This window comes from Pedobacter sp. MR2016-24 (assembly GCF_026239655.1).
GTDB lineage: Bacteria > Bacteroidota > Bacteroidia > Sphingobacteriales > Sphingobacteriaceae > Pedobacter.
Genome location: NZ_JAPIVO010000004.1, coordinates 319,665 through 341,916 on the forward strand (window position 1 = coordinate 319,665; position 22,252 = coordinate 341,916).

Annotated in this window: 17 protein-coding genes; 14 read left to right on the forward strand and 3 right to left on the reverse strand. The window is 39.5% G+C overall.

The window, feature by feature from the left end:
• Nucleotides 1–288 precede the first annotated feature (288 nt).
• From OQX62_RS12510 to OQX62_RS12550, 9 genes are all read left to right on the forward strand, one after another.
• Nucleotides 289–3,465: a TonB-dependent receptor gene (locus OQX62_RS12510; protein ID WP_265831870.1), complete on the forward strand. Its 3,177-nt coding sequence runs from the start codon at nt 289–291 to the stop codon at nt 3,463–3,465.
• Nucleotides 3,466–3,617: 152 nt separating this feature from the next.
• A complete protein-coding gene (locus OQX62_RS12515; RefSeq protein ID WP_265831871.1) occupies nt 3,618–4,202 on the forward strand; it encodes a TetR/AcrR family transcriptional regulator in 585 nt (194 codons plus the stop codon).
• Between the two features lie 33 nt (nt 4,203–4,235).
• A complete protein-coding gene (locus OQX62_RS12520) occupies nt 4,236–5,588 on the forward strand; it encodes a TolC family protein (RefSeq protein WP_265831872.1) in 1,353 nt (450 codons plus the stop codon).
• Between the two features lie 6 nt (nt 5,589–5,594).
• Nucleotides 5,595–6,752 (forward strand): efflux RND transporter periplasmic adaptor subunit, encoded by a 1,158-nt coding sequence (locus tag OQX62_RS12525; protein ID WP_265831873.1) that lies wholly within the window; start codon nt 5,595–5,597, stop codon nt 6,750–6,752.
• Between the two features lie 22 nt (nt 6,753–6,774).
• Nucleotides 6,775–9,948: an efflux RND transporter permease subunit gene (locus tag OQX62_RS12530; RefSeq protein WP_265831874.1), complete on the forward strand. Its 3,174-nt coding sequence runs from the start codon at nt 6,775–6,777 to the stop codon at nt 9,946–9,948.
• Nucleotides 9,949–10,298: 350 nt separating this feature from the next.
• Nucleotides 10,299–11,471 (forward strand): hypothetical protein, encoded by a 1,173-nt coding sequence (locus tag OQX62_RS12535; RefSeq protein ID WP_265831875.1) that lies wholly within the window; start codon nt 10,299–10,301, stop codon nt 11,469–11,471.
• 19 nt (nt 11,472–11,490) lie between these two features.
• Nucleotides 11,491–12,729 carry a quaternary amine ABC transporter ATP-binding protein gene (locus OQX62_RS12540; RefSeq protein ID WP_265831876.1) on the forward strand — a complete coding sequence of 413 codons (1,239 nt, stop codon included), beginning with the start codon at nt 11,491–11,493 and terminating at the stop codon, nt 12,727–12,729.
• Nucleotides 12,729–13,556, forward strand: coding sequence for an ABC transporter permease (locus OQX62_RS12545; RefSeq protein ID WP_265831877.1), 828 nt, complete (start codon nt 12,729–12,731; stop codon nt 13,554–13,556). The genes OQX62_RS12540 and OQX62_RS12545 overlap by 1 nt, the downstream gene beginning before the upstream one ends.
• A 27-nt stretch (nt 13,557–13,583) precedes the next feature.
• Entirely contained in the window at nt 13,584–14,447 is an 864-nt protein-coding gene (locus tag OQX62_RS12550; RefSeq protein ID WP_265831878.1) for a glycine betaine ABC transporter substrate-binding protein, read from the forward strand.
• Nucleotides 14,448–14,524: 77 nt separating this feature from the next.
• Here the strand turns inward: OQX62_RS12550 and OQX62_RS12555 are convergent, their stop codons facing one another.
• The gene (locus OQX62_RS12555) at nt 14,525–15,706 is read right to left on the reverse strand and encodes an AIR synthase related protein (protein ID WP_265831879.1); all 1,182 of its coding nucleotides are present in this window, start codon (nt 15,704–15,706) and stop codon (nt 14,525–14,527) included.
• A gap of 69 nt (nt 15,707–15,775) precedes the next feature.
• The gene (locus OQX62_RS12560; RefSeq protein WP_265831880.1) at nt 15,776–17,959 is read right to left on the reverse strand and encodes a glutamine synthetase III; all 2,184 of its coding nucleotides are present in this window, start codon (nt 17,957–17,959) and stop codon (nt 15,776–15,778) included.
• A 209-nt stretch (nt 17,960–18,168) separates the two neighbouring features.
• Between OQX62_RS12560 and OQX62_RS12565 the strand changes: the two genes are divergently transcribed.
• The 5 genes from OQX62_RS12565 to fbp all read left to right on the forward strand — a co-directional run bounded on the left by OQX62_RS12565 (nt 18,169) and on the right by fbp (nt 21,760).
• A complete protein-coding gene (locus tag OQX62_RS12565) occupies nt 18,169–19,053 on the forward strand; it encodes an energy transducer TonB (RefSeq protein ID WP_265831881.1) in 885 nt (294 codons plus the stop codon).
• A 73-nt stretch (nt 19,054–19,126) separates the two neighbouring features.
• A complete protein-coding gene (locus OQX62_RS12570; RefSeq protein ID WP_265831882.1) occupies nt 19,127–19,510 on the forward strand; it encodes a VOC family protein in 384 nt (127 codons plus the stop codon).
• A gap of 2 nt (nt 19,511–19,512) precedes the next feature.
• Nucleotides 19,513–20,217, forward strand: coding sequence for a tRNA1(Val) (adenine(37)-N6)-methyltransferase (locus OQX62_RS12575; protein ID WP_265831883.1), 705 nt, complete (start codon nt 19,513–19,515; stop codon nt 20,215–20,217).
• Between the two features lie 11 nt (nt 20,218–20,228).
• The gene (locus OQX62_RS12580) at nt 20,229–20,720 is read left to right on the forward strand and encodes a metallophosphoesterase family protein (protein WP_265831884.1); all 492 of its coding nucleotides are present in this window, start codon (nt 20,229–20,231) and stop codon (nt 20,718–20,720) included.
• Nucleotides 20,721–20,743: 23 nt separating this feature from the next.
• Nucleotides 20,744–21,760 carry a class 1 fructose-bisphosphatase gene (fbp, locus tag OQX62_RS12585; RefSeq protein WP_265831885.1) on the forward strand — a complete coding sequence of 339 codons (1,017 nt, stop codon included), beginning with the start codon at nt 20,744–20,746 and terminating at the stop codon, nt 21,758–21,760.
• On the opposite strand, the gene rnhA is transcribed toward fbp, so the two are convergent.
• Nucleotides 21,755–22,228: a ribonuclease HI gene (gene rnhA / locus OQX62_RS12590; protein WP_265831886.1), complete on the reverse strand. Its 474-nt coding sequence runs from the start codon at nt 22,226–22,228 to the stop codon at nt 21,755–21,757. The two genes, fbp and rnhA, sit on opposite strands and share 6 nt — an antisense overlap.
• Between the last annotated feature and the right edge of the window lie 24 nt (nt 22,229–22,252).

Here is a 22,252-nt window from a genome sequence, read left to right on the forward strand (position 1 = left end):
AAACTGCGAATTAGATTTTTGTGCCATTCTTTTATTGAAATATGATTTAGCAATGTTAAAATCAATTAAAGCATTGAGTCGTCATTCTTTCTAATAATTATCTGGTGAACTGTGGGTTAACCTTATATTATTATTGTAAAATGTGGATAAATACTTGGGATTATTAACGATTTCTTAACATTGAAAGCTAAAACGTTGCAATATTAATATCTACTTTTGTGGCTAATTAACTATTACAGTCACTAAACGGCTATCGTTTACAACAAAACAACAAATTAATCAAAAAGCATGAAGAAAAGTCTACTATTTAAAATTGTAGTATTAGTTTTCGCGTTCATCGGATCATTTATCTCCGTAAATGCACAGATTACAACATCTACAATGACTGGTATGGTTACAGAATCTACCGGTTCACTTCCAGGAGCGAGCGTTAAAGCTATTCACGTACCTACAGGAACAAAATACACCGTAACAACAAATGCAGAAGGTCGTTTTACCATTCCAAACATGCGCTCTGGCGGTCCTTACAGTGTTGAAGTTACTTTTATTGGTTATCAGCCACAAAAAGTTGAGGGTATCTACATTAAACTTGGAGAATCTTATCAATTCAATGCTAAATTAAATGATGGTTCTAATCAGTTAGAAGAGATTGTTGTTGCTGGTAAACAAGATAAAACGTTTAACAGTAAACATATTGGTGCGGCAACTAACGTAAGCAAAGAACAATTGCAAAATTTGCCTTCATTATCACGTTCTCTACAAGACTTTACACGTTTAACTCCGCAAGCGAATGGTAACTCTTTTGGTGGTGTGAGTAACAAATTCAATAATATCTCTATTGATGGTGCTGTAAATAATGATGTATTTGGTTTGACTTCAAATGGTGCTCCGGGTGGTCAGGCTGCTACTCAACCTATTTCTTTGGATGCTATTTCTGAATTACAGATTGTTGTTGCTCCATTTGATGTTACTAACGGTAACTCAGTTGGTGGTGGTATAAATGCCGTAACCCGTTCAGGTTCAAATACTGTAGAAGGTTCAGCCTACTTCTTTGGAAGAAATCAGAATACTGTTGGAAAAAGTGTTGACGGTTTAAACACTAAAGCAAGTGATTTCTATAACACTACATATGGTGTGAGATTAGGTGCTCCAATTATTAAAGATAAATTATTTGTTTTTGTGAGTGCTGAGCTTGGAAGGATTAAAACGCCTACATTATTTAATGTTGGTGAAGGTAGTCCTCTTTCATTGGCGGATGCACAGACTATAGCAACGACTATTCAGTCACGTTATGGTTATGATGTAGGCGGTTATGGTGAGACCAGTCAACAAACAAACAGTGATAAGTTATTTGCGCGTATTGATTGGAATATAAACGATAAAAACCAGTTGACTATCCGCCATAACTACATCAATGCATTTGATGATAAATTAACAAGAACTGCAGCAAGATTTGATTTTGCTAATACGGGTTACCGTTTTACTGATAAACAGAACAATACTGTTTTAGAGTTAAGAAGTTCAATTTCTCCTACTTTATCTAATAATTTGATTATTGGTTATTCAAGAATCAGAGACAGAAGGAAATTTAATGGTGACTTGTTCCCGCAGATCAGAATTAATAGTATTGGTGGAAATCCGTCGAATACTGCCTATCTTGGATCTGAAGCCAGTTCAACCGCCAATGAGTTAGATCAGGATGTTTTTGAATTTACTGATAATTTCAAAATATTAGCTGGTAACCATACATTCACAGTAGGTACTCACAATGAATTCTTTAAATTCAGAAACTTGTTTTTAAATAACTTCGCAGGAAGTTACACTTATTCGAACTTAAATGATTTCGTAACTAATGCAAAGCCAAACGTTGCAACATCTACCTACTCAATTGTTCCCGGAGAAACAAGACCTTCTGCTGCTTTCAGTGCTGCACAACTTGGATTCTATTTCCAGGATGAGATCGAAGCTTTTAAAGGTTTTAAATTGGTTGCTGGGTTACGTGTTGATGTGCCTTTAATGTTTGATAACCCTCCTGCAAATCCATTAGTTCCTGAGTCTTTCCCAGGTTATACAACTGATCAGGCTCCTTCAGGTCAAATCATGGTATCTCCTCGTTTGAGCTTTAACTGGGATTTAACGGGAACAAGATCTATACAAGCAAGGGGTGGTATAGCCTTATTAACTAGTCGTGCTCCATTTGTGTGGTTGTCTAACCAATACACAAATAATGGTATGGTAAGTGCTCAGGTTAATGCTACTAATAATACTGGTACTTTCATTGCTGATCCTTCCAATCAACAAGCTGCGGGTGGAACGGTAACAAGAACTTACGAGCTTAACCTTGTAAATAATAACCTGAAATTACCGCAGACTTTGAAAAGCAATCTTGCTTTTGACTTCAAATTGCCAGGCGGTATCTTAGCTACAGCTGAAGGTATCTACTCTAAAACAGTAAACAATATTGTTTACCGTAACATTAACCTAAAACCATCTACTGCTACTATTCCTGCTGGTTTAAGTGGAGGTGCTGACAACAGACCACTATATGCATATCCAACAAATAAGGTGAATTCTACTTTCACAAACGTTCTGCTATTAGATAATACTAATCGTGGTAGAGCTTATACTTTATCTGGGCAGTTGTCGAAAACATTTGATTTCGGGCTGAGTGTATTTGGTGCTTATACCTATGGAAAATCTGATGATGTCAACTCAGGAGCAAGTAGTACAGCATTATCAAACTTCCAGTTTGTTCAGATTGTAGACAATCCAAATGATCCTGCTTTGGCTTACTCAAACTTTGATGTTCGCCATAGAGTGATTGGTAGTTTAAATTATGTAGTTAGATATGGCAAACAGAAAGCTTCTGCTACAACTTTCTCTCTGTTCTATGTAGGTAAATCAGGATCTCCATATACTTACTTATATAATGGTGACTTAAATCAAGATGGTGCAAACCAGAATGATTTATTATTTGTGCCTCGTAGTCTAAATGATATCAGATTGGCAGTAATACCTGCTGTTGCGCCAAGCGCATCTAATCCGGCCGGTTCTCCTGCGGTATCTATTGCTGATCAATGGACAGCTTTAGATAATTATATCAACAGCGATCCTTACCTGAGCAAAATGCGTGGTCAGTATACCGAGCGTAATGGTGCAAGAATGCCATGGGAACATCAGTTTGATGTAAGAATTATGCAAGATTTAGGAACAGTTTTCAAAGGTTCCAAAAACGCACTTCAATTATCTGTAGATGTTATCAACGTTGGTAACTTACTCAACAAATCATGGGGTAAAACTTATTTTGTAGGTAATAACGCTTCAACACTTGTTACTTACAACCATGCTAATAATGGTGCCGGTACTTATAACTTCAAAGCTCCGACTGAAGGAACTGCTTATAGTTTCAATACATTTTCTTCAAGATGGCAAGCACAAATTGGTGTTAGATACTTATTCAACTAAGTTATAATAACCAATTTTTAAAAAGGTCCTGCGGAAATTCGCAGGACCTTTTTTTTGCTTAATCCATAACAGAAATGTGACACGCATCACCTTTTTGTCATATTGACTTAAACACTATTTTCGTCAGTTTATTTTCTGTTTATTTGTACCGAATGAACGTTCAATTAGAAGATACATGCGGAAAAAGAGAGGCTGTTTTAAACAGTACGCTCTCCCTATTGCGTAAGCATGGTTTCCATGGTACGCCAATGAGCCAGATTGCAAAACATGCAAGCGTGGCAGCTGGTACAATTTATCACTATTTTGAATCCAAGGATGCGCTGATCTTAGAACTGTACGTTCACGTTAAGAACAAGCTGGCGCTGGCAGTAATGGCAGGAGATGATGAGCATCAAACTTACAAGGAGCGGTTCTTCAACTGCATGCTGAATCAGTACAATTTTTATATTGAAAATGAAGATTCTCTCGTTTTTCTGGAACAATATGTGAATTCACCTTATGCTAACCAGCACCCCGAAATTGATAGCCAACTGTTTGTAGATAAAGTGATTAGTTTTTTTAAATATGGCATAGAAAATGCTTATTTCAAAAATATTGATTCCCGCTTATTGGCGCCTACAATAAAAGGCACATTAGTGGCTGCAGCTTACTTTCAATTGTCACAGCATATGGTCTTTTCAAAAGATGATATCATAGAAGTGATTAATGTGATCTGGGATGGTATAAAGAAACAATAATAAATATGCAAACTCAATACCCTTAATATATATATGAAAATTTCCAATTTAGTTTTAACGATGCTCTCCTGTGTATCGGTCCTTCTGCCAGGATCTTTATATGCACAGACTACAGTAAGGGAGCAGCTCACGCTAAGCAATGCTACTTTACAGGAATGCATTGATTATGCTTTGAGTAACAAACCGGGCGTACGACAATCAGTTATTGATGAAGAAATCGGCGAAAGAGATATTAAATCGGCCCTGTCAGGCTGGTTACCTCAGATCAACGGTAATGGTACCTTCAATCATAATTTCAAGCAGCAGACGCAGGTGCTCACAACAAATGGTGTAAGCTCTTTCCTTACATTTGGTGCCAAGAATACTTCAGCGTTTGTTTTGCAGGCTGACCAGCAGTTTTTAAATGCAGGTTTGATACAGGCATCTAAAACGGCAAAATACTTCAGACAGCAGTATAAGCAGAACACGGAGAATGTTAAAATCAACACTGTTGTTGATGTAAGCAAGGCTTTCTATGACATCTTAACCAGCAAAGAGCAACTGAACATCATTGCTGAAAATATAACGCGACTTGAAAAACAGTTCAAAGATGCAAATGCACAGTATGAGGCTGGTTTGGTTGATAAAACAGATTTTCAAAGGGCACAAATCAGCCTGAGCAATTCAAAAGCAGATTTGAAGAGAACTACTGAACTGTTAAAATACAAATATGCTTACTTAAGGGAACTGATCGGTTATACTGCCAATAAAGAGTTTGGATTGTCTTATAACAAAGATGATATGGAGAATGAAGTATCAGTTGACACGAACCAGATGGTAGCCTATCAGGATCGTGTTGAATACCGTTTACTGGAAACTCAAAGACAGTTGCAACGTATCAATACCAGTTATAATAAATGGTCTTATGTGCCAAGTCTTTCTGGCTTCTATAATTATGGCTTCAATTACCAGAATCAGGAATTGGGCTCTTTGTATGACCGGAACTTTCCGAGTTCGGTCATCGGACTAAAACTTACGGTCCCTATTTTTCTTGGTGGAAAACGTACTCAGGAAATCAAAAAAGCACAACTGCAGGAACGAAGAGTTGAATTAGATATTGAAAATACCAAAAATCAGATCAATACGCAATACGAGCAGGCAATGGCTACTTATAAAGCTAATCTGAACGATTTAAATACTTCAAAGGCCAATGTTGAAATTTCAAAACAAGTATATAATACGATCAAACTTCAATATGATGAAGGTATCAAAACATATCTTGATCTGACTACAGCAGAAACTGACCTTCGTACCACCCAAATTAATTATCTCAATTCCCTTTACAGTTTGCTGTCATCAAAATTAGACGTTAAACAAGCATTAGGAACAATCACAGTAAACCCATAACCCGCCATGAACATTAATTATATAAAATTCGGAATCGCTATTATCAGCGCTACAACTTTAGCTTCCTGCGGAGGACAACAGGCACCTCAGCAAGGTCCCCCTCCAGCTACTCCTGTAACTACTTATACGGTGGCAGACCAGCCAGTAACAACGGTAGATTCTTATCCCGGTGTTGTAGTTGCATTAAATGAAGTTGAATTACGTGCTCAGGTTGGCGGATATGTAACTGCTATTTATGTTAAAGATGGTCAGTCTGTAACTAAAGGCCAGAAATTATATGAAATTGACCGTACAAAATATCAGGCTGCTTATAATGCAGCGAAAGCTGATGTGAATGTAGCTAAAGCTAATCGGGATAAGACTAAAAAAGATGCAGATCGTTATACTAAATTAGCTGAACAGGACGCTGTGGCTAAACAACGTGTTGATTATGCTTTAACAGATTTGGCAAATGCGGAATCTCAGGTGGCTGCAGCACAAGCTTCACTTGCTTCTGCCGCTAATGATTTACAGCGTGCTACAGTAGTTTCTCCGTTAACTGGAACGATTGGTATTTCTCAGATCAGATTAGGTGCATTCGCATCTCCGGGAACTACGGTTTTGAACACGGTTTCTACAAACAATCCGATTGCCGTAGATATTCCTGTTAGCCAGGCTGATATTCAACGTTTTGTTAGATTACAAAATGATCCTTCAGCTGTTAAGGATTCTTTGTTCAGCATTCAATTGCAGGACAATAGTATTTACAGACGTCAGGGGCGCATTGTAGCAATTGACCGTGCTGTTGATCCGCAAACAGGTACGATTAAAATAAGAATCAGTTACCCGAATGAAGGTGGTAAACTCATTTCAGGAATGAATGTAAACCTGAAAGTGTTGAATAAAGAGATCGGCAATCAACTGGTTATTCCTTATAAAGCAGTTACTGAACAGCTGGGTGAATTCAACGTATTTGTTGTTGGCGATAGCAGTAAAGCTGTACCAAGAGTAATCAAAGTAGGTAAACAGGTTGATCAGAATATTGTAGTAACAACAGGCTTGAAAAAAGGTGAAGTTATTGTGGTTGAAGGTGTACAGAACGTAAGACCGGGTGCAGTTGTACAGGCAGGATCTGTAGAAGCAGCAAACGGACAGCAGCCAGCAGCGGCAGCAGCAAAGAAATAGTTATTATAAGAAATTCAAACATATGATTTCAGACGTATTTATAAAACGACCAGTCACGGCGATCGTTATTTCCATATTAATCGTACTGATTGGGGCAATTGTGATTACCACGCTGCCTATCAGTCAGTACCCAAGTATTGCACCGCCTACAGTTACCGTTACGGGAACGTATACTGGTGCTGATGCGCAAACTGTAGAACAAACGGTAACCACACAGGTGGAAAGTCAGATCAACGGTACACCTGGGATGAAGTATTTACAATCCAACAGTACTTCTGATGGACGTTCGGCCATTACGGTTACTTTTGATGTAGGTACCAATATTGATATTGCTGCGCTTGATGTGCAGAACAGGGTAGGTATTGCCGAGCCTGGATTGCCGGAGGCAGTAAGGCGTTTAGGTATCACCACTAAAAAAGCAAATAATGATATCTTAATGGTAATTGGTTTGTATTCTCCAAATGGAACATACGACCAGAAATTTATTTCCAACTATATCAATTTATATGTTAAGGATGCCTTATTAAGGATTAAAGGGGTAGGGGATGTTCAGGCATTTGGTCAGCCCTTCAGTATGCGGATCTGGTTGGATGCAGGTAAACTGGCAAGATTGGGTTTAACACCAGCTGATGTATCCACAGCAATTACAGAACAGAATTCACGTATTCCGGGTGGTAGTGTTGGTGGTCCCCCACAACAGAGCTCTCAGACATTTGAGTTCTCTGTAGTAATGGATGGTGATTTAAACACTGAAGAGCAGTTTAGAAACATTGTGATCAAAACTGGTGAAACTGGTGCTCCTGTATATTTAAAGGATGTTGCAAGGGTAGCTTTAGGTGAATTCTCTTATGCTACAACATCTAAAGTAAATGGTAAAGTTGCATCATTGATGGCAATTAACCAGACTCCGGGTGGTAATGCGGTAGAAACTGCAGCAGGTATTGATGCGGCTATGGCTGATTTGAAAAAATCATTTCCTAAAGATCTTGATTTTAAAGTAGGTTATGAAACAGTTTCCATTGTAAAAGTATCAATCAACGAGGTAATTCATACCTTGGTTGAAGCATTGATCCTGGTAACAATTGTGGTGTTCTTCTTCCTTCAAAGCTGGAGGGCAACATTAATTCCGGTACTGGCTATTCCTGTATCTATTATCGGTACGTTTATTTTCTTCACATTACTAGGCTTCTCCATCAACGTACTAACGATGTTTGGTTTTGTACTGGCCATTGGTATTGTGGTGGATGATGCGATTGTGGTGGTAGAGGCCGTCCAGCATTATATGGACCATGAAGGGCTATCAGCTCCTGATGCAACACGCAAAGCAATGAAAGATATTACTGCTCCGGTTATCGCGATTGCGTTAATCTTAGCGGCAGTGTTTATTCCGGTAGGATTTATACCAGGTATGGTGGGCCAGCTGTATCAGCAGTTTGCAATTACCATTGCTGTTTCTGTATTGATCTCTGCATTTATTGCATTATCACTTACACCGGCATTGTGTTCGTTGCTGTTAACACCAATGAATCTGAGCAAAGATTCAAAAGGATTGAACAAGTTCTTCTTTAAATTTAATACCTGGTTTGCCAGGGTTACTGAAAAGTATTCCAACGGCGTAAGATGGGCTTTGAAAAAGGCACCACTGGTGATGATCATTCTTGCATGTATCTATGTGGGTACAGTGGGGCTGTTCATTAAAAAACCTTCAGGATTTATTCCGAATGAGGATGCTGGTATCTTTATTATGGGTGCTACCTTACCGGAAGGTGCTTCGGCTGCACGTACGGATGCATTTATCAAAAGGATTACAGAAACTATTCAGAAACAAAATCCGGAAATCTTAAATATCACCTCGATTGGTGGTATCAATATCCTGAACAGATCATTTAAATCTAATGCGGCAACATTCTTTGTGCAGCTGAAAAATTGGGATGACCGTGAGGCGGATGTAGCTACTGTTCTGGCTAAGGTATCAGGAACGTTTGCTGGCGATAAAGACGGAAGTGTACTTGCAGTAACGCCGCCACCAATCCCGGGACTGGGTATCAGTGGTGGATTCTCCATGCAGATTCAGGAGAAACAAACTGGTGATATCAAAAAATTTGAAGGTGTAGTGGGTAAATTCCTTGCCGCAGCAAATCAACGTCCGGAGATAGGCATGGCTTATACTTTGTTTAATGCGAGAACCCCAAATTATCAGCTTCATGTAGACCGCGACCAGGTGAAAAAGATGGGTGTATCTATTGGCGCTGTTTACAGCACAATTTCTGCCTATCTTGGAAGTAGCTATGTGAACGATTTTACCAAATACGGTAGAAGTTTCCGCGTGGTTACCCAGGCAGATACCAATTTCCGTAGCAGTATTGACAATCTGAACCAGATTTATGTAAAGAATAACGCAGGTACACCAGTGCCGTTAAGTGCATTTGTGTCTTATAAAATGACGGAGAATGCGTCAATCATCAACCACTATAATCTATTCAGGTCTATCGAGATCGGTGGATCTGCAAAACCGGGTAAAAGTTCCGGGGATGCATTGCAGGCGCTGCGTGAAGTAGCTGCGCAAACACTTCCGCCAGGTTATACTTATAATTTCTCCGGATTAAGTTTAGAGGAAACTGAAGCAGGTAACAGTACCACACTTATCTTCGGTCTGATCATTGTTTTTGTATTCCTGCTGCTTGCAGCTTTATACGAAAGCTGGTCTGTACCTTTCTCCATTCTACTGGCTGTACCACTTGGATTATTTGGTGCGATTTTAGCGCTGATCTTCCTGCCAAAACTGGATAATAATATTTATGCCCAGGTTGGTTTGATTACACTGATCGGACTCTCTGCCAAAAATGCGATTCTGATTGTAGAGTTTGCGAAAGAACGGGTAGACTGGGGTATGGGATTGATTCCTTCCACTATTGAGGCGGTGAAATTGAGGTTAAGACCCATTATCATGACATCCTTAGCGTTTATTCTGGGTGTAATTCCATTGATCATTTCACATGGTGCGGGTGCAGTTTCAAGGATGACGATTGGATGGACGGTAGCTGCGGGTATGCTCTCTGCTACCATTCTCGCCTTGTTTATTGTTCCGGTATTGTATGTACTGATTACTAAACTTGCTTATGGTAGTAAAAAATTAGCTGAACTGGAAGCTAACTATAAGCCGGAAGAGCATGCGGATACATTACATGCTGATTAGTAGATAGCGGATAATAGACTTTTTATATCATAAGAAGAGCCTGAATCATGAGGAATGATCAGGCTCTTTTTTGTTTTTACAGTTCCTTACGTCAGGTAACAATTTTGGTTCTCTTCACTCCTTTCGGGAGTAAAATGGGGTTTTTAGCCATCTTTTTGGTATATTTGCATTGTTATTAATTTAAACCTCGCTGTTCTACGCCATCGTTGCGTTCATTCTTTAATAGAAAACAGCACAATATCTGTTTAAATACCTAGGGGATTCGCTCCCTGATTTTTCCAACTACTAATGTTTTTATTTAAAGCATTTTATCTCATGCGACAATGGAGTCAGCATGTGAAAATTTTATTATGGTAAAAAAGCTACAGCTATTAAGCTGTTTAGTGCTATTTATTGTTTTTCCGCTAATCCTGGTGGCACAAGACTCAACATCAGCAAAGGAGGATACTATTCCTATACGAATAGCTCCTGATAATCCCACATTGAAAATAGGCGGTGCGCTGCGGTTTAACTATAACCTTTCCACCTGGAAAAAAGAACAAGTAACAAGAGGGGGCGATTTTGGCCTCGATATGTTCAGAATCAATGCAGATGCCTCCAATAAAAAACTCGATTTTCATGCAGAATATCGTTTCTACGCCAAATCTTCTGGCGGGAGTTTCCTGAAAGACGGATATATAACTTACAATTTTAACGACAGTACTTATCTGCAGGCAGGACTTATTCAAAATCCTTTTGGCAATACAACCTATAATTCTCATAACTGGTTCTTTAATCTGCCTTATTATTTGGGTTTTGAGGATAAGTTTTCGATGGGCTTCAAATTACATCAGCAACGCCAAAAATGGAGTTATGATCTGGCTTTTTTCAAGAATGCGATGGAACTCGACTTCGGTGGTAAAACTGCAATTGATCCTTCAAGGTACTCTTATGACGTTGCGGGCAGGAACAAAGAGGTGAACCAGGTTAATATCAAAACAGAGTACCAGCTTTCTGATGATAAAAAAATAGGTGTTTCAGGAATGCGGGGAGGAGTATATAATATTCCGACAGGCAGAATGGGCGCCCGATGGGCGGCAGCAATACATACAGATCTGAATTTTGGAAAGCTGAATGTTAAGCTTCAATCGATGTATTATCAATATAACCTGGCAGATTCTTCTCAATATAAAGGGGTAGTAGAATTAGGTGCTTATGGTGCAACTTATGAAGTTGCCCAACGTGCTTATCTACATACTGCATCATTTGCGTATACGCAGCCTGTAAAATTAGGACCAATAAGTTCACTTACTTTCTATGAGAATTTTTCCTATATGGATAAACCTCAGCAATGTTATACGGATACGCAAATGAACGTAGCGGGATGTATGGTCAGCGCCGGCAATCTGGTATCTTATATTGACTGGGCGGCTGGTAACAATCAGCCATGGCTGGGACCTGAATGGCAAAATGGTCTGTCTTCCGGTAACCCAGATTCCCATTGGCATAGTCGCTTTAACATCAACTTCGGCTATTATTTTTAAACACAACACACAAATGAATATGTCTAAACTTAAAATAGAAGACCTTACTCTGATCTTTGGTAAAGAAAAAGAGGAGGCGCTGTCCCTGTTAAAGAAGGGGAAAAGTAAAGCAGAAATACTGAAAGAAACAGGTTGTACGGTAGCTGTTAAAAATGCTTCTTTTAACATTGAAAAAGGTGAATTTTTCGTAATAATGGGCTTATCTGGTAGTGGAAAATCTAGTTTGCTAAGATGCCTGAACAGACTAATTGAACCTACTTCTGGAAATGTAATCTTGAATGACGTAAATATTACGATTTTGGGGGATGATGAACTGCAGCAGGTGAGGCGGAAGGAGATGGCAATGGTATTCCAGAACTTTGGACTACTACCACATAGATCAGTGCTGGAAAACGTAGCATTTGGGCTGGAACTGCAAAATGTTCCGCTTGAAGACAGGGAACAAAAATCCAGGGAAGTAATTGAGCTGGTCAGTCTTCAGGGATATGAGAATCAACATACAGCATCTCTTTCGGGTGGAATGCAGCAAAGGGTAGGACTAGCAAGGGCATTGGCGAATGATCCGGAGATCTTACTGATGGATGAAGCCTTTTCCGCATTGGATCCGCTGATCCGTACACAGATGCAGGATGAATTGATTGACCTGCAGAAAACCATGCAGAAAACTATTGTTTTTATTACGCATGATCTGGATGAGGCGATTCGCCTGGGTGACCGTATTGCGATTATGAAAGATGGTGAAGTGATACAGGTTGGTACGCCGGAAGATATTCTGACTAATCCTGCTACAGATTATGTTTCATCTTTTGTAGAAAAAGTCGACCGTAAATCTATCATTACAGCGGCGAGTCTGATGTTTGATAAACCGACAGTAGCCATCTTTAAAAAAGATGGTGTGGAGGGGAGTTTACGTAAAATGCGGACTTCAGGTCTTGTCTCTCTGCCAGCAGTTTCTGTGGATAAGCATTTTCTGGGATTTGTTTATTTGAAAGATATTCTTGAAATCAAAGCGCAGGGACATCAGACTATTGAAAAGGCAATCATTACAGATGTGCCGGTAGCTTATCCTGAAACCACAGTAGAACAGATGTTGCCTTTTATTGCAGAAAATGGCAGGGCCGTGCCTGTGGTAGATAGAACGACCAATAAATTACTGGGGATCGTAGCACAAACTTCACTATTAATTGAGACAACTGGTGCGTCATGGGAAAATGTGACAGGAAACACGATTGATAACCTTCAAAAAGAAATAATATAATGATACATATAGGACCTTATATAGAACAATTTATAAACTGGCTAACGCAAAATTTCGGAACGTTTTTTAACATCGTAAAAATTGTAGTGGAAAGCGTGGTTAACTCCGTGGAGTGGGTATTATTATTCCCTCCATTTTATGTAATAATTGCACTGATTGCTTTCCTTGCGTGGAAAAGAACAGGATGGGGAGTTACGCTGCTCACCTTGTTTGGTATGACACTGATCTGGGGTATGGGCTATTGGGATCAAACCATGGCTACCCTGGCTTTAATTCTTTCAGCAGCTTTTATCGCGCTTCTTATGGGAGTTCCATTGGGCATCTGGGCAGCCAAAAAACCGTTGGCTGGTAAAATAATGCGACCGATACTGGATCTGATGCAAACTATGCCGGCTTTTGTTTATCTGATACCTGCGGTATTGTTTTTCGGACTGGGAAAGGTACCGGGCGCTTTTGCTACGGTAATATTTGCGATGCCTCCAGCAGTCCGTTTAACAACGCTTGGAATTAGTCAGGTGCCAAAATCTATCGTAGAAGCTACCCGCTCATTTGGTGCGACGCCGAAACAACTGCTTTTTAAAGTTGAGCTGCCCCTGGCTTTGCCAACTATCCTGGCTGGTGTAAATCAAACGATTATGATGGCACTTTCTATGGTCGTTATCTCTGCAATGATTGCAGCCGGTGGACTTGGTGAAGTGGTGCTTAAAGGAATAACACAATTGAAAATAGGTGTTGGTTTTGAAGGCGGGATTGCGGTTGTTATACTGGCAATTATTCTGGATCGTATCACACAGTCTTTTGGTACAGTTAAAAAAATCAATGCTTAATAAATTACAAAATTAAAATCGAATCAAATGAAAAAAATAATCAGTAACCTGTTTATAGCAGTAACAGTATTAATGATCAGTTCATGTGGCAATACAACAAGTCAGAAAAAGGTAACCATTGCTTATGTAAACTGGGCTGAAGGTGTAGCAATGACTCAGTTGTCGAAAGTACTACTGGAAAAAGAGGGGTATACCGTTGAACTGAAAAACGCAGATGTGGCACCTGTTTTCGCAGCTGTGGCCGGGGGTGATGCGGATGTCTTTCTGGATACCTGGATGCCGGTGACACATAAGGAATATATGGAGAAATTTGGTGATAGACTGGAGGTACTGGGAACTAATTTTCAAAATGCCCGTATTGGATTTGTGGTTCCTGAATATGTCAATATCAACAGTATTGAAGAACTAAATGCCAATGCAGCACTTTTTGGGGCTAAGATTGTTGGGATTGATGCGGGAGCAGGTGTGATGAACAAAGCTGAAAACGCGATCAAGGATTATGGTTTAAAGCTCGAATTGCAGTCAGCCAGTGAAGCAGCAATGCTGGCCGTATTGAAGAAAAGCGTAGATGCAAAACAACCTGTGGTAGTGACCGGCTGGGCACCTCATTATATGTTCAGCAATTACAAACTGAAATTTCTGAAGGATCCTAAAAAGGTTTTTGGTGATGTGGAAAATATACAGACTGTCGCCAACAAGAAATTTGTTGCTGCACACCATGAAGTGGCTGAGTTCTTCAAAAACTTCCAGTTGGATGATATACAGTTGGGATCTCTAATGGCTGAATTGGAAGGTGCAGCTAACGAGAAGATGGGAGTGATCAAATGGATTGATGATCATCCGGAGCTTGCAACAAGATTAAGCTCATTTCTAAAAACTGCGGCAAAATAACAATAAGCAGCACAAAAAGGGCGTATCATTTAAAATTATGATACGCCCTTCATTGTATAATATTATTTTACAGTTACTTATTCGTAATTGAAGCTTCCTTTTTCGCTATTGATGGTTACCTGTTTTTTAGCTGAGTTTTTCACCCTGCCAATAATCTTAGCATCGATATTGAAGCTTTTAGAAATAGCAATGATATCTGCTGCAATTTCTTCGGATACATACAGTTCCATTCTATGACCCATATTAAATACCTTGTACATCTCTTTCCACTCAGTGCCGGATTGCTCCTGTATCAGTTCAAACAATGGTGGAACAGGGAACAGGTTATCTTTTATAACATGAATGTTATCGTTGATAAAGTGAAGTACTTTGGTTTGAGCACCACCGCTGCAATGTACCAGTCCGTGAATCTGATTGCGGTGTTTCTCTAACACTTTTTTAATCACAGGTGCATAGGTACGGGTAGGGGAAAGTACCAGTTTTCCAATTGTGATTTCCGTTTGTTCGTCTATTTTTATTGTATCTGTCAGTTTTTTACCACCTGAAAATACAAGATCAAAAGGTACGGCAGGATCAAAACTTTCAGGATACTTATCGGCTACTGATTTATCAAAAACATCATGACGGGCGGATGTTAATCCATTAGAGCCCATACCTCCGTTATACTCTGTCTCATAAGTAGCCTGACCTGAAGAAGAAAGGCCAACAATCACGTCACCAGCCTCGATAGTGTGGTTGCTGATCACTTCATCACGTTTCATGCGACAGGTAACGGTAGAATCTACGATTATCGTGCGTACAAGATCACCCACGTCAGCTGTCTCTCCGCCGGTTGAATAAATAGAAATTCCCATCTCACGTAATTCAGCAAGAATTTCCTCTGTACCATTGATAATGGCTGCAATAACCTCTCCGGTAATCAGATTTTTGTTTCTGCCTATGGTTGACGATAACAGGATATGGTCTGTAGCACCTACACAGATCAGATCGTCCAGGTTCATGATAATGGCATCCTGTGCAATACCTTTCCAAACACTTAGGTCGCCCGTCTCTTTCCAGTAAACATAAGCTAAAGACGATTTTGTACCTGCACCATCTGCATGCATAATATTGCAGAACTCTTCATCATTTCCTAATATATCAGGAATGATTTTGCAAAATGCCTGTGGGAAAATGCCTTTATCTATATTCTTGATGGCTTGGTGCACATCTTCTTTCGAGGCAGAAACGCCGCGCTGGTTGTACCTGTTATCACTCATATTGCTGCAAAGATAAAAAAAAACCTCTGCCTTTTAGGGCAGAGGTTATATCAATTATCAGATGATTTCTTATTTTAAAAATAGTAATTCTCTGAATTTTGGTAAAGGCCAAACGTTGTCGTCAACAATCTGCTCCAATTTATCAGCATGGTAACGGATAGTTTCAAACTGAGATTTAACTTTCTCATCGTAAGAGATCGCTTTTTCTCTGTGATCTTCAACACCGTTAGCAACTTTTCGCTCTTCCAGCATGGAGTCTACACTAGCTTTCATCACACCTAAATGCTCAGAAATTTTGTTTACAATTGCTAATGGAGTAGCCATTACTTCTTTAGATAAACCAACTTCTTTCAGGCTTTTCAGGTTATCCAATAATGTATTCTGGTAGTCGATAACTGCCGGTATAATCATTGTATTTGCTACTTCACCGATTACTCTTGCTTCGATCTGTAGTTTTTTGTAATAACTTTCTAATAAGATCTCATGGCGGGCATGAAGCTCACGTTTAGAGAAGATGTTATTTTTCTCAAATAAATCCAGAGATTTATCTGAAACATAAGCATCAATAGCTACCGGTGTAGTTTTGATGTTTGCAAGGCCACGTTTAGTAGCTTCATCTTCCCACTCCTGGCTATAACCGTTACCTTCAAAACGGATGTCTTTTGACTCTTTAATGTATTTTTTGATGATCGTTAAAAGAGCGATATCTTTTTTCTCTCCTTTTTTGATCAGCTTATCAACTTCAGCTTTGAATTTGATCAATTGATCTGCCATGATTGTATTCAATACAGTCATTGGTGCAGATGAATTTGCAGAAGAACCAACTGCACGCAATTCAAATTTGTTACCTGTAAAGGCAAAAGGTGAAGTACGGTTACGGTCAGTATTATCTAATAAGATTTGCGGGATTTTAGGGATACCTAACCACAATGCATTATCTTCTTTGATTTTTTTGCTGATTCTTGAGTGCTCGATTTCGTCAAGTACTTCGTTTAACTGCTCACCTAAGAAGATAGAGATGATTGCCGGCGGAGCTTCATTGGCACCCAGACGGTGATCGTTGCTTACTGAAGCAATACTCGCTCTTAATAAATCTGCATGCTCGTGTACAGCTTTAATCGTATTTACGAAGAAAGCAAGGAACATCAGGTTGTTTTTAGGAGTTTTTCCCGGAGCTAATAAGTTTTTGCCTGTGTTGGTAATCAGTGACCAGTTATTGTGTTTACCAGATCCATTGATACCAGCGTATGGTTTTTCATGCAATAACACTTTGAAATGATGTCTGCGGGCAACTTTCTCCATCACATCCATTAACAATTGATTGTGGTCAATTGCAAGGTTGATTTCTTCATAGATAGGAGCACATTCAAATTGTAATGGTGCTACCTCATTGTGACGGGTTTTCAAAGGAATACCCAATTTCAATGCCTCGTTCTCAAAATCTACCATGAAAGTGAAAACACGCTCAGGAATAGATCCGAAATAATGATCATCTAATTGTTGTCCTTTAGCAGACATATGACCAAACAGCGTACGACCTGTTAACATTAAATCAGGACGTGCATTGTATAATGCAAGGTCAACCAGGAAATATTCCTGCTCAATACCCAACGATGCAGTTACTTTATTGATTCCTTTATCGAAATACTGACAAACGTCTACAGCAGCCTTATCTAAAGCATTTAATGCTTTTAGTAAAGGTGCTTTATAATCCAAGGCTTCACCTGTATAAGCTACAAATACTGTAGGGATACACAATGTTTTACCTGCTTTACTTTCCATGATAAATGCCGGAGAAGAAGGATCCCATGCCGTATATCCACGTGCTTCAAATGTATTTCTGATACCTCCATTTGGGAAACTTGATGCATCTGGCTCCTGCTGAACTAATGCACTACCTGCAAATTTCTCAATCGCACCATCACCACTAGGCTCAAAAAAAGAATCGTGTTTTTCAGCAGTAGAACCTGTTAAAGGCTGAAACCAGTGCGTATAATGCGTTGCACCTTTTGACATCGCCCAATGTTTCATGGCCGTAGCGATCTGGTTTGCGTCATCTGAATTGATTAATTCCCCTTGCTCAATAGCAGAGATTAATTTTTCATACACTTCCTTTGATAAGAAATCTTTCATTTTCTTCTTATCAAACACATTCGAACCAAAAAACTCAGAAATTTTAGCAGATGGTGCCTTAACTTCTGGTGAAACTCTGGTTTGTGCTTCTTTTAATGCGATTGTTCTTAAGCTTTTCATTCGTTTCTTTAAATTTGATCAAAAATAGAATATTTATAATAAACTATTCAATAATTCGCGGGAAAAAAATAAATATGTATAAATTTTTGATGTGTATTTGTTTACATTTTTTTATGTTAAATCAGAATTAACAAATCGTTTATTCTCCGGGATTTTAAATTTATCGCTTTGGTGGCTTAACAGGCTCGATTTATTTAATCAGAAAGCTTATGGAATTCATTCATTTCAGACATCATGAATGTGAAATAAACTTCAAAGCTATGCTAAATTCCTCGTCAGATCTTTACAAATCAGAGTGGCTCGATCTTGTTTTTAAAAACAGAAACAAATCTTATGGAGCCTATTTATTAAGGGCGGAATCTGCCGGTATCACTACCAGAGCATTTCTTATTGCAGCACCAATATTCATTATGCTGTTTGCCGGACCAATGATTTACAGTCGTTTACATCCAGAGGTGACTGCTACATCTGTAGAAATGGATCCCGTAACTGCAGTTGCGCCACCAGAAGTTCATGAACCTCCTGTGAAAAAGATAGAACCACCTGCGCCAGAGAAGGCAGAGCAGAAAGTGAAGTCTTTTAAAATGGTAGCGAATATTAAAGTGGTGGACAAGCCGGAAATTGATGAAACCATGCCGGATCTCAAAGACCTTAAGGATGCAGTGGTTGGGCAGGTGACACAGGATGGAATTGCGACTAAGGCATCTGTAGCTCCAGCGGTTGGGGATGGAAACGGAAGCGGTATTGGAACAGCACCTGCAACTGATAATACCGTATATGATGGTAGCACTATCGAAAAGTATCCGGAGTTTGAAGGTGGTATGGCCGCCTGGTCAAAATTCATTCAGCGCAATTTAAGGTATCCCTCTGTTGCTGCAGAGGAAGGGATACAGGGCAAGGTATTTGTTAGTTTTGTGGTGGAAATTGATGGCTCTGTTACTGCGGTATCAATTATCAGGGGAATTGGAGGGGGCTGTGATGAAGAAGCTATGCGCGTGATCAAAAAGTCGCCAAAATGGAGACCCGGACAACAGAACAAGCAGAATGTAAGAGTACGTTATACGATGCCATTATCATTCGTATTAGGCCAGTAATACGGTAAAGGTCGCCTTTTGTATACTATTAACTTATATTTGTCTTCCTACTTTTTAATAAAAAAAAGATATTATGTTTAATAAGATTCATCATGTTGCCGTTATATGCTCAGATTATGAAGTCAGTAAAAATTTCTATGTCAATATTTTGGGGTTGCAGGTAGTGCAGGAAGTGTACAGGGCAGAACGTAAGTCATATAAGCTGGATCTAACAGTGAATGGTATTTATCAGATTGAGTTATTCTCTTTCGAAAATCCGCCTGCACGACCTTCAAGACCAGAGTCGGCCGGATTAAGGCACCTTGCTTTTGAGGTTGGTAATGTAACTGTTGCTGCCTCATTGCTAAATAGCAGAGGAGTGGTCACAGAACCTGTAAGGACTGATGAATATACGGGTAAACGTTTCACATTTTTTGCTGATCCGGATGGTTTGCCTTTAGAAATTTACGAAGCTTAAAGATGAGCAGCGTTTTCAAATTCAAGAAGTTTGAGGTCGATCAGACCGGTTGCGCAATGAAAATAAATACCGATGGCGTCCTTTTGGGCGCCATTGTTAGTCACGCTGCACCTACACATATTTTAGATATAGGTACAGGAACAGGAGTGATCGCTTTAATGCTGGCACAGAGATATCCACAGGCAAATATCGATGCTGTAGAAATTGACGATTTAGCGGCGGCGGCGGCGGAGAGCAATCGCGTCAATACTGCTTTTTCTGAGAGAATAACAATACATCATACGGCAATTGAAAAGTATGATACGGATATCAAATATCAGTTAATTGTGTCGAACCCCCCTTATTTCATCAACGATTTAAAAAGTGCAGACAAAAGAAAAGAACTGGCCAGGCATGCAGATGAAGATTTCTTTCAACTCCTGTTGCAAAAAGTAGGTGGCATGCTTGCCGTCGACGGGGTTTTATGGCTGGTACTGCCAGTGAAACAAGCAGAAAAGGTTATTGTGAATGCGGTATTGTTTAAATTATTCCCTTCCAAAATTATCCGTGTGTATTCAGACCATACCAAAACAGCATTCAGGCATATCATTTGCCTCGGTTTTAAATCCGGAACCGTTCTGCACGAAGATTTTTATATTTATGAATCACAGGCTGTGTACACTTGCCAATATAAAGATGCATTGAAGGATTTTTTGCTGGCATTTTAATTTTAGATTTTATGAAAAAAATAGGATTGATTTCCGATACACATAGTTTTCTCGATGATGCTGTTTTCAGGCATTTTGATTCCTGCGACGAAATATGGCATGCAGGAGATTTTGGTGATGGTGTTACAGATCGGCTAGCTGCATTTAAACCGCTAAAAGGTGTATATGGTAATATTGATGGCAAAGAAATCCGCGCGGAGTTTCCGGAACATCTTCGTTTCAACTGCGAAGAGGTAGATGTTTGGATGACACATATTGGCGGTTATCCCGGTAAATATGCATCTAATATAAAGGGTGAAATATACACTAACCCTCCAAAGCTTTTTATCACCGGGCACTCTCATATTTTAAAGGTGATGTTTGATCCGAAAATCAGCTGTTTGCATATAAACCCCGGTGCAGCAGGTAAATCGGGCTGGCATAAAGTTAAAACATTAATTCGCTTTTGTATTTCGGAAGAAAAAATACATACCTTAGAGGTCATCGAATTGGGTGATAGATAACGTATTAAATACACTAAGTAAATATGTCAGGTATAAAAACATTAGGTCAGTTTATAATTGAGAAACAAGCAGATTTCTCTTATGCTAAGGGTGAACTTTCAAGATTATTGAGAGATATTGGGATCGCTTCCAAAATAGTAAACCGTGAAGTCAATAAAGCCGGACTGGTGGATATACTCGGTGATGCAGGAACGGTGAATATCCAGGGAGAGGGCCAGAAGAAACTGGATATATTCGCTAACACGCAATTTATCTCTGCATTAACCAGCGGTGGTGAATGTTGTATTGTCGCCACAGAAGAGGAAGATGACTTTGTACCTATCGATTCTCCGGTGTCTAAGAATGCAAAATACATTGTGTGTATCGATCCGCTTGACGGTTCTTCCAATATTGATGTGAATGTCGCGGTAGGGACGATATTCTCTATTTACAGAAGGAAATCAACTGAGGGTATGGCTACTTTATCAGACGTGCTGCAGAAGGGTACGGAGCAGGTGGCTGCGGGTTATGTGATCTATGGATCTTCTACCATGCTGGTTTATACCACAGGGAAGGGAGTGAATGGCTTCACGCTTGATCCATCCATCGGTGAATTTTGTCTATCGCATCCGAATATGAAGATGCCGGATGATGGCAGCATCTATTCTATTAATGAAGGGAATTATGTGCATTTTCCTGAAGGGGTAAAAAAATATATTAAATATGCCCAGGTGCATGATGCCGCAAGTAACAGGCCTTATACTTCAAGGTATATAGGCTCTATGGTAGCAGATATCCATCGAAATTTAATAAAGGGAGGGATTTATATGTATCCTACTACTGCAAGTTCTCCTAATGGGAAATTAAGGCTTTTATATGAATGTAATCCTATGGCTTTTATTATTGAACAGGCTGGCGGCATTGCTTCAGATGGTTTCAGAAGAATTCTGGATATCGAACCAGTGGAACTTCACCAAAGGTCGTCTATCTTTATTGGCTCTTCAAAAATGGTAAAAATGGCCGAAGAAATGATGGCAAAACAAGAAGTACCAGTCCTATAAAAGCGTATTTTTATTTTTCTCTGCCTCAAACTCAAAATCAATTTCCAGGCTATTCCTGTTTCTGGATGCAGCTACGGCCAATACGTCACAACGTTCATTCTCGGGATGGTCGTTGTGACCTTTGATCCAGATGAATTTAACCTCATGTAATTTATAGACGGTAAGGAATCGTATCCAGAGATCTTTGTTTTTTTTATCCTTGAAACCTTTCTTTACCCATCCGAATACCCATTTTTTCTCTACTGAGTCTACCACGTATTTTGAATCTGAGTAGATGGTTACCTGCGCACCGGGTTTTTTGATCGTGTTGAGTCCTACTATCACTGCAAGTAACTCCATGCGGTTATTGGTAGTAAGGCGAAAGCCTCCGCTCAGCTCTTTATAATGTGCCCCTGAACGTAATATTACGCCGTAACCTCCCGGTCCTGGATTGCCGCTTGCTGCGCCATCGGTATAAATCTCAATCATAACGCGCCTTTTTTGTGTTTAAAC

Bases quoted from the DNA above. Each gene is read 5' to 3' on its own strand.
- OQX62_RS12510 (WP_265831870.1), top strand. From the start codon at position 289: ATGAAGAAAAGTCTACTATTTAAAATTGTAGTATTAGTTTTCGCGTTC.
- OQX62_RS12540 (WP_265831876.1), top strand. From the start codon at position 11,491: ATGTCTAAACTTAAAATAGAAGACCTTACTCTGATCTTTGGTAAAGAA.
- OQX62_RS12545 (WP_265831877.1), top strand. From the start codon at position 12,729: ATGATACATATAGGACCTTATATAGAACAATTTATAAACTGGCTAACG.
- OQX62_RS12535 (WP_265831875.1), top strand. From the start codon at position 10,299: ATGGTAAAAAAGCTACAGCTATTAAGCTGTTTAGTGCTATTTATTGTT.
- rnhA (WP_265831886.1), bottom strand. From the start codon at position 22,228: ATGATTGAGATTTATACCGATGGCGCAGCAAGCGGCAATCCAGGACCG.
- OQX62_RS12550 (WP_265831878.1), top strand. From the start codon at position 13,584: ATGAAAAAAATAATCAGTAACCTGTTTATAGCAGTAACAGTATTAATG.
- OQX62_RS12530 (WP_265831874.1), top strand. From the start codon at position 6,775: ATGATTTCAGACGTATTTATAAAACGACCAGTCACGGCGATCGTTATT.
- OQX62_RS12525 (WP_265831873.1), top strand. From the start codon at position 5,595: ATGAACATTAATTATATAAAATTCGGAATCGCTATTATCAGCGCTACA.
- OQX62_RS12515 (WP_265831871.1), top strand. From the start codon at position 3,618: ATGAACGTTCAATTAGAAGATACATGCGGAAAAAGAGAGGCTGTTTTA.
- fbp (WP_265831885.1), top strand. From the start codon at position 20,744: ATGTCAGGTATAAAAACATTAGGTCAGTTTATAATTGAGAAACAAGCA.
- OQX62_RS12560 (WP_265831880.1), bottom strand. From the start codon at position 17,959: ATGAAAAGCTTAAGAACAATCGCATTAAAAGAAGCACAAACCAGAGTT.
- OQX62_RS12570 (WP_265831882.1), top strand. From the start codon at position 19,127: ATGTTTAATAAGATTCATCATGTTGCCGTTATATGCTCAGATTATGAA.
- OQX62_RS12555 (WP_265831879.1), bottom strand. From the start codon at position 15,706: ATGAGTGATAACAGGTACAACCAGCGCGGCGTTTCTGCCTCGAAAGAA.
- OQX62_RS12575 (WP_265831883.1), top strand. From the start codon at position 19,513: ATGAGCAGCGTTTTCAAATTCAAGAAGTTTGAGGTCGATCAGACCGGT.
- OQX62_RS12565 (WP_265831881.1), top strand. From the start codon at position 18,169: ATGGAATTCATTCATTTCAGACATCATGAATGTGAAATAAACTTCAAA.
- OQX62_RS12520 (WP_265831872.1), top strand. From the start codon at position 4,236: ATGAAAATTTCCAATTTAGTTTTAACGATGCTCTCCTGTGTATCGGTC.
- OQX62_RS12580 (WP_265831884.1), top strand. From the start codon at position 20,229: ATGAAAAAAATAGGATTGATTTCCGATACACATAGTTTTCTCGATGAT.